Below are 6,685 nucleotides of genomic sequence, written 5' to 3'. Positions count from 1 at the left end.
CGTGCGCCCAGAAGAGCTGGGCGGCGGCGCGGGCGGCCGGCGGGTAGCGCAGCAGGCCGGCGTCCGCGCGCAGCCGCAGCAGGGCCGCCAGGATGAGCGCGGCGTCGTGGTCGTGCACGCCGCGCTCGTAGCCCTCGTCGTAGCGGGCCTCGGCGGCGGCGCGGACGAGGGCGGGCAGCCCGTCGTCCTCGGCCGCGCGGCGCAGCACGTCCATGGGCGTCGCCGCCAGCACCTCCGCCGCCAGGTACTCCCCGCGGTAGATCTCGGGAGTCTCGGAGACGAGGGTCTGCTCCCAGTACGGCCGGGTCGCCGCGAACGCCGGGTCGCGGACCGGCGACCGGTAGTCGGTCGCGGTCACGGCGTACGCCATGCCGCCCTCGTGCGGGACGAGGGTCAGGTCGACCGGCTGGGTGTTGACCGCGAACCGGTGCGTGCCGAGCCGGATGCTCTCGCCGCCGTCCTCGTACAGGTCCGCGCGGTCGCGCAGCGCCCGGCCCGCCTCCTGGCGGGCGGTCTTGAGCGCGCCGTCGAGCTCCTCGGCGCGTACGGCGTCCCCGGCGGCGCGCAGCTGCTCGACGACGGCGCGGACCTTCTCCACCATCGGGTCGGCGGCGAAGTAGGCGTTGATCTCGTCGAGCGAGCCGAGGGCGGCGGCCCGGCGGCGCACGCCGGTGAGGATCCGGGTCGCGGACTCGGAGAGGCGGTCGGCGCGGCGGGCGCGCTCGTCCAGCAGGGTCTGCTTGCGCGCGGAGAACGCCTCGTAGACCTCCTCGCGCCTGGCGCCCAGCTCGGCCACGAAGTCGTCGAACTCGGCGAACCGCGACTCGAGGTTCTCCAGCTGGAGCATGACGCGGCCGAGCTGGTCGTCGCAGGCGTCGGGCGTGTCGGCCATCGCCAGCGCGCCGGTGACGGCCTGGCCGAGCAGCGCGAACTCGGCGGCGAACGCCGCGCGGCCCTCGGCGTCGAGGAGCTCCCGGCGGCGGGCGTCAAGGGTCGCCTGCGCCCGGTTGATCCCGGCCAGCACCTCGCCGACCCGCTCCAGGATGGAGGTGCGCACGGTCGCGTCGCCGATGTCGAGGGTGCCGACGACGTCGGTGACGACCTCCAGGCCCTCGTAGACCTCGGCGAGCCGCTCACGGAGCGGGACGGCCTCGGCGGTGGCGCCGATCGCCTCGATGGCGGCGAGCAGCCGGTCGATCTCCTCGTGGTAGGCGGTGAACGCCTGGGACTCGCGCAGGAACTCGACGGCGTGCCGGCCGGTCGAGGCCAGCTCGTCGCTCAGCCGGTCGGCCAGGTCGTCGATCCGGGCGAGGTCGGCGTACCGCATGTCGCGGAGCGTGACGAGGCGGCCCTGCGCGCGGCGCAGCTCGGTCAGCCGGGTGACCCAGCCGTCGGCGCTGTCCGGGGAGTCCCCCCGGGTGAGCCGGATCAGCGTGGTGATCTTCTCGTCGGTCTCGGCGAGCGCGGCGGCGGCCTGGGCGGTGAGCCGCTGGACCGTCTCGAACTCCTCCAGGACCTGCCCCGCCGTCGCCCGTACGTCGGCGAGCGGGACGCGCAGGTCGCCGAGCTCGGGGTCGGCGAGCCAGTGGTACTTGTCGAAGGCGCGTTCGCACCCGGCGATCAGTGCCTCGAACACCCCCGCCGACGGGGTCGTCTCCTCGACCATGCGGGCCACCGACAGGCAGTCGGAGATGCCCCGGACCAGGTCGGCGTTGCCGACCCGCTCCAGCGGCCCGGTGCCGGCGGGCTGCGCCGCGGCGTACGCGTCCGACAGGTACGGCGTCTGCCACACCTGCATCGCGTGCACGCGGGTCGGCTCGTCGGTGTCGGCCCGGAAGACGACGAGCGTGCCGTCGTCGAACAGCGAGTAGCCGTGGCAGGAGATCGGGGTGGCGACCTCCTTGCGGATCACGTTGTACGGCAGCAGGAGGTACCGGCCGGCCTCACGGGCGTGGAAGACGTACAGGACGTCCTCGCCGTTGGTGGAGCGGATCATCCGTTCGTACTCCAGCCGGTCGACGTCCGTGTCGAACGTCTTCGCGGCCCCGGTCACCAGGTAGTAGCCGCCGGGGAAGATGACGCCGTGGTCCTCGGGCAGCCGTCGGCAGGCCTGCCCGATGCCGTCGAGGCGCGCGACCGTCTTCGTGTGGGTGTTGAAGACGAGGTAGCGCCAGTCCTCCTCCTTGTACGGCCGGATCCGCAGGAGGATCAGCGCGCCGACCCGGGCGTACTGGACCTCCGCGTCGGCCAGGCTCTGCAGCGGCTCGGCGACCGGCTCGCGGTAGATGCCCTCGCCGGTCTCGGTGTTGTTCTCGACCTTGACGGTGAGGTCGCCGCCGACCGTCTCGACGAAGACCTCGTCCTCGATGGAGATGTGCGGGTGGCGGCCGAGGACGTGGTCGTCGCGGGTGGTCTCGACCCACTCGAAGTCGTACGGGGGCGGGAAGACGTGGTCCGGCTCGCCCAGGTTGTCCTGGTACGTGGCTGTTCCGTCGGTGCCGACCGCCCAGCGCAGCACGCGGTTGTCGTGCTCGACGGTCAGTCCGGTCTGGAAGACCGCGAGCAGCTTCGCGTCGACCCGCCGGAGCTGCAGCAGCCGCGTGTCGCGGTAGTAGCGGTACAGCTCCGCGAAGTCGCGCTCGAAGCGCGGGTCGCGCAGCAGGCCCGGCGCGCCCTCGGCGCCGTCGGTGGCCTCGAACCGGAACTCGTCCCCGTCCCGGACGAACCGGTAGAGGGCGAACACGTCGCCGACGGTCGTCTCCGGCCGCAACCCGATGAACACGTTGAAGCCGAACAGCATCAGCCCGCCGACCGCGACGATGTCGCGCGGCACGCAGTTGTGCTCCGTTCGGATCCGCTCGGTGCCGACCAGCCGCAGCTCCGTGCCGCCGAACACCTCCAGCCGCCGGGCGTTCAGCGCCTCGGCCCGCCGGACCAGCTCCTTGGCCTGCTCGCCGAGCCGGGCGCGGAGCACCTCGTAGGTGCCCGCGTCCAGGCTCGGCCCGGCAGGCGTCTCCCCGCCCTCGGTCACGTGGTTCCCTCGGTCCTCGGTCCGGTCGCTCGGTTCTCAGCGGGTCATTGTTCGATCACGGCCACGTTGGAGATCGCCGCATCCGCCACGCCGAGGCGCTCGGCGTGGTCGAGCAGCTCCCGGGCCTTGTCGCCCTCGGCGCCCCCGGCCTTGATCCGCTGCAGGAGCAGCGCGGACAGGGTGAGGTTCTTGACGTCGTCGGTCTTGATCGAGCCGACGAGCCGGGCCAGGTCGTCGGGCAGGCTGCGCGAGCCGTTCAGCCACGGGCCGGCGAGCCGCTGGGCCACGTCGGAGTGCTCGACGAACCCGTCGACGCCCTTGCCGACGCTGATCGCGCCCACGACCCGGTCGAAGAAGTCGCTGTCGCCGCCGACGATGTCGATGTCGGCCTTCTCCAGGCCGGCGGCCAGCACGGACGCCTGGGCCTCGACGACCTCGCGCTGCACGTTGAGGCCGGCGAGCCGGACCTCCTTCTCGGCCTCCAGCCGCAGGCGGTACTCCTCGTGCCCGCGGGTGGCGTCGTCCATCGCGGCCATGCCGGCGGCCTTGTCGGTCAGGCCCTCGGCCTCGGCCTTGAGCTTCTCGCGGATCCCGTCCGCGTCGGCGAGGGCCTTCTCGCGGTTCGCGACGGCCGCCGCGCGACCGGCCTTCTCGATGGCCTCCGCCTCGGCCAGGGCCTTCTCCCGGTTGACGGCGGCCTCGGCGCGGCCGACCTTCTCGATCGCCTCCGCGTCGCGCTCGCGGACCTGGACCTCGGCCAGGCCCTCGGCGGCGGCCTCCGCCTGGATGCCCTCGGCGAGCCGGATCTTGGCCTGGGCGTCGAGCTCGGAGGTCTTCTGCCGGGCCTCGGCGAGCAGCAGTTCCTCGCGGGCCTTGAACTTGGCGGACTCCTCGGCGGCCTCGGCGGCCTTGATGCCCTTGACCAGGTTCTCCTGGGCCTCGGCCTCGGCCTGGATGACCAGGGCCTGGCGGGTGCGCTCGGCCTCCTCCACGACCCGCAGCCTCTTGATGATCTCTTCCTGCTCGGCGACGGTCTTCTCCACCGCGATCCGCTCGCGGACGACCTCGGCGATCTCCCGCTTCTCCGCCTCGACCTCCTTGTCCTTGGCGATGCGGGACAGCTCGGTCTCCCGTTCGCGGGCGATCACCTCGAGCATGCGGTCCTTCTCGATCCGCTCGTTCTCGACGGCGATGACGCGTTCCTTGTTCTTCTCCGCGACGGCGATCTCGCGGTTGCGGTTCTCCTGCTGGATGCCCAGTTGCTCGTCGGTGCGGATGTGCGCCGTCTGCGAGGTCAGCCGCTCCTCGGCCTGGACCTTGGCGATCTCGGCCTCCTCGCGCGCCCGTACGGTCTCGATCTCCCGCTTCTTCTTGACCTCCGCCTCGGCCTGGCGGCGTTCGAGCTCGAGGATGGCCTCCCGCGCGTCGACGTTCTGGCGGGTGATCTCCTTCTCCTCGTTGCGCTGGTACTCGTTGGTGCGCACGTGCTCGAGGGCGGTCAGCTCGGTGATCTTCCGGATGCCCTGGGCGTCGAGGATGTTGGTCGGGTTGAGGCTCTCCAGCGGCGTCTGCTCGAGGTGGTCGATGGCCGCGTCCTCGAGGTGGTAGCCGTTCAGGTCGGTGCCGATGAGCGCCACGATCTGGTCGCGGAACTCGTGCCGGTGCGTGTACAGGTCGACGAAGTCGAGCTGCTTGCCGACCGTCTTCAGCGCCTCGGAGAACTTCGCGTTGAACAGCGTCTGCAGCGTCTCCTCGTGGCTGGCCCGCTGCGTGCCGATCGCCTGGGCCACCTGGATGACGTCCTCGACGGTCTTGTTGACCCGGACGAAGAACGTGATCTTGATGTCGGCGCGGATGTTGTCGCGGCAGATCAGGCCGTCGCGGCCGCTGCGCTCGATCTCGATCGTCTTCACCGAGATGTCCATCACCTCGGCCTTGTGCAGCACGGGCAGCACGATCGCCCCGGTGAACGTGACGTCCACCTTCTTGATCTTGGAGATGATGAGGACCCGGCCCTGCTCGACCTTCCGGAAAAGGCGGCTGAACAGGTACCAGGTGCCCAGAGCGACGATCAGAATCGCGCCGACGAGCACGGCGATCGCGATGCCGATGGAGTCCATCAGTGGTCCTTCTCGCGGGGGAATTCAGTTGATTCGACGGTGCGGATCGAGCTCGGCGTCATACGGCATCACCCAGAAGAACTCGCCGTCGGCGTCGTAGTCGAAGATCAATGCGGTACTGCCTGCTTTGAGGATCTCCTCGCCCGGTTGGTTCCCTTGCTGGCGAACCTGGATTACCGCGGCCGAGCCATCGGCGGCGCGCACCTCCGCCTGGCCGAACGTCAGGTCGACCCGGCTGGTGCGAATGACGCACATCCGGCCCACGAAGTCCCGCCGCGAAGGGAGGACCTCCTCAGGGATCATGTACCGCAGGGGCCGCATCAGCAGCCGGGTGACCAGGAACGACGCGACGAGCGCGGCGGCCAGCACCCCGATCGCCGGGACCGGCCCGGTCTGGTCGTCGCGGCGCAACAGCACGGTGCCGGCCACGCCGGCGAACCACGCGAGCGCCGTGAACAGCGACAGCGCCACCGCCGTGACCATGGTCGCGGCGGCGTCCAGCACGCCGAGGACGACCAGCAGCCAGTAGGCGAGGACGACGGCCAGGAGGGCACCGAGAACGACGGCCGGAAAGGCGAGCGCCGCGTGGAGGAATTCGGTCACCGGCGCCTCCCCGTGGGCATAGCCCTATCGACGTTGCCGACCAGGCTTCCCGGCGCTCCTATAAGCGGCCAAATGCCGCTTATGCGGCGAAATATGTTCGTCGCGGGCAAAACCGTACCGCATTTCCGCGCCGAAGCCACGTGACATACGGCACACAGGAATCGGGGGTGGACGGATGGTGCACGCCTTGTCGGGCGCGGAGTTCGGTGCGCGTCTGGCCGTGGGGCTGGGGTGTGGGGCCCTGATCGGCGCGGAGCGGCAGTGGCGGGCTCGGATGGCCGGGTTGCGCACCAACGCGCTGGTCGCCGTTGGCTCGACCTTGTTCGTGCTGTACTCGGTCGCCGCCGGTGATACCGGCGGTCCGACCCGGGTCGCCTCCTATGTCGTGTCCGGCATCGGGTTCCTCGGTGGTGGTGTGATCCTGCGGGACGGGTTCAACGTCCGCGGCCTGAACACGGCGGCGACGTTGTGGTGCTCGGCCGCCGTGGGGGTGCTGGCCGCCGCAGGGCACCTCGGGTTCGCCGCGGTCGCCACCGCCACGATCTTGGCCGTCCACACCCTCGGGCGGCCGCTCGGCCGGTTGATCGACCATGACGTGCCGGGCGAGGAGGAGGACCTGCGCCCCTATCAGCTGCACGTCACCTGCCACGCCACCACCGAGGCCCATATCCGGGCGTTGCTCGTCCAGCACACCACCGGCGACCAGGTCATCTTGTGCGGCCTGCACACCAGGCGCCTCGAGGCGGCACCCGACCAGTCGCCCGCGGACGAGGCCGCGGCCGCGACGGTGCAGCTGTCGGCCGACGTACGCGCCCCCGGGGATGCGCCGGCCCGGCTCGAACAACTCATCGCCCGGCTGTCGCTGGAGCCGGGCATCCAGGCCGTGCACTGGCACACCGTCGATGATCCGGCGGCCGGATTGGCGTAAGGG

The 6,685-nt window shown here is 71.2% G+C and carries 4 protein-coding genes; 1 reads left to right on the top strand and 3 read right to left on the bottom strand.

Annotated features, from left to right (window positions below; genetic code table 11):
- From AB0K82_RS04715 to AB0K82_RS04705, 3 genes are all read right to left on the bottom strand, one after another.
- Positions 1-3,031: DNA repair ATPase (locus tag AB0K82_RS04715; RefSeq protein WP_364392714.1), on the bottom strand; the 3,031-nt coding region annotated here is incomplete at its 3' end.
- A gap of 44 nt (positions 3,032-3,075) precedes the next feature.
- Positions 3,076-5,151, bottom strand: coding sequence for a flotillin family protein (locus AB0K82_RS04710; RefSeq protein ID WP_364392712.1), 2,076 nt, complete (start codon positions 5,149-5,151; stop codon positions 3,076-3,078).
- 24 nt (positions 5,152-5,175) lie between these two features.
- Positions 5,176-5,754 carry a hypothetical protein gene (locus tag AB0K82_RS04705; protein WP_364392710.1) on the bottom strand — a complete coding sequence of 193 codons (579 nt, stop codon included), beginning with the start codon at positions 5,752-5,754 and terminating at the stop codon, positions 5,176-5,178.
- 175 nt (positions 5,755-5,929) lie between these two features.
- Here AB0K82_RS04705 and AB0K82_RS04700 point away from each other — a divergent pair, with 175 nt between their 5' ends.
- Positions 5,930-6,682 (top strand): MgtC/SapB family protein, encoded by a 753-nt coding sequence (locus AB0K82_RS04700; RefSeq protein ID WP_364392708.1) that lies wholly within the window; start codon positions 5,930-5,932, stop codon positions 6,680-6,682.
- Positions 6,683-6,685 lie beyond the last annotated feature (3 nt).

Source organism: Actinoallomurus sp. NPDC052274 (assembly GCF_040679475.1).
GTDB classification, from domain to species: domain Bacteria; phylum Actinomycetota; class Actinomycetes; order Streptosporangiales; family Streptosporangiaceae; genus Actinoallomurus; species Actinoallomurus liliacearum.
Note: the sequence above shows the minus strand (reverse complement) of the source record. Positions and strands in the feature narration are given on the sequence as shown.

Bases quoted from the DNA above. Each gene is read 5' to 3' on its own strand.
- AB0K82_RS04710 (WP_364392712.1), bottom strand. From the start codon at position 5,151: ATGGACTCCATCGGCATCGCGATCGCCGTGCTCGTCGGCGCGATTCTG.
- AB0K82_RS04700 (WP_364392708.1), top strand. From the start codon at position 5,930: ATGGTGCACGCCTTGTCGGGCGCGGAGTTCGGTGCGCGTCTGGCCGTG.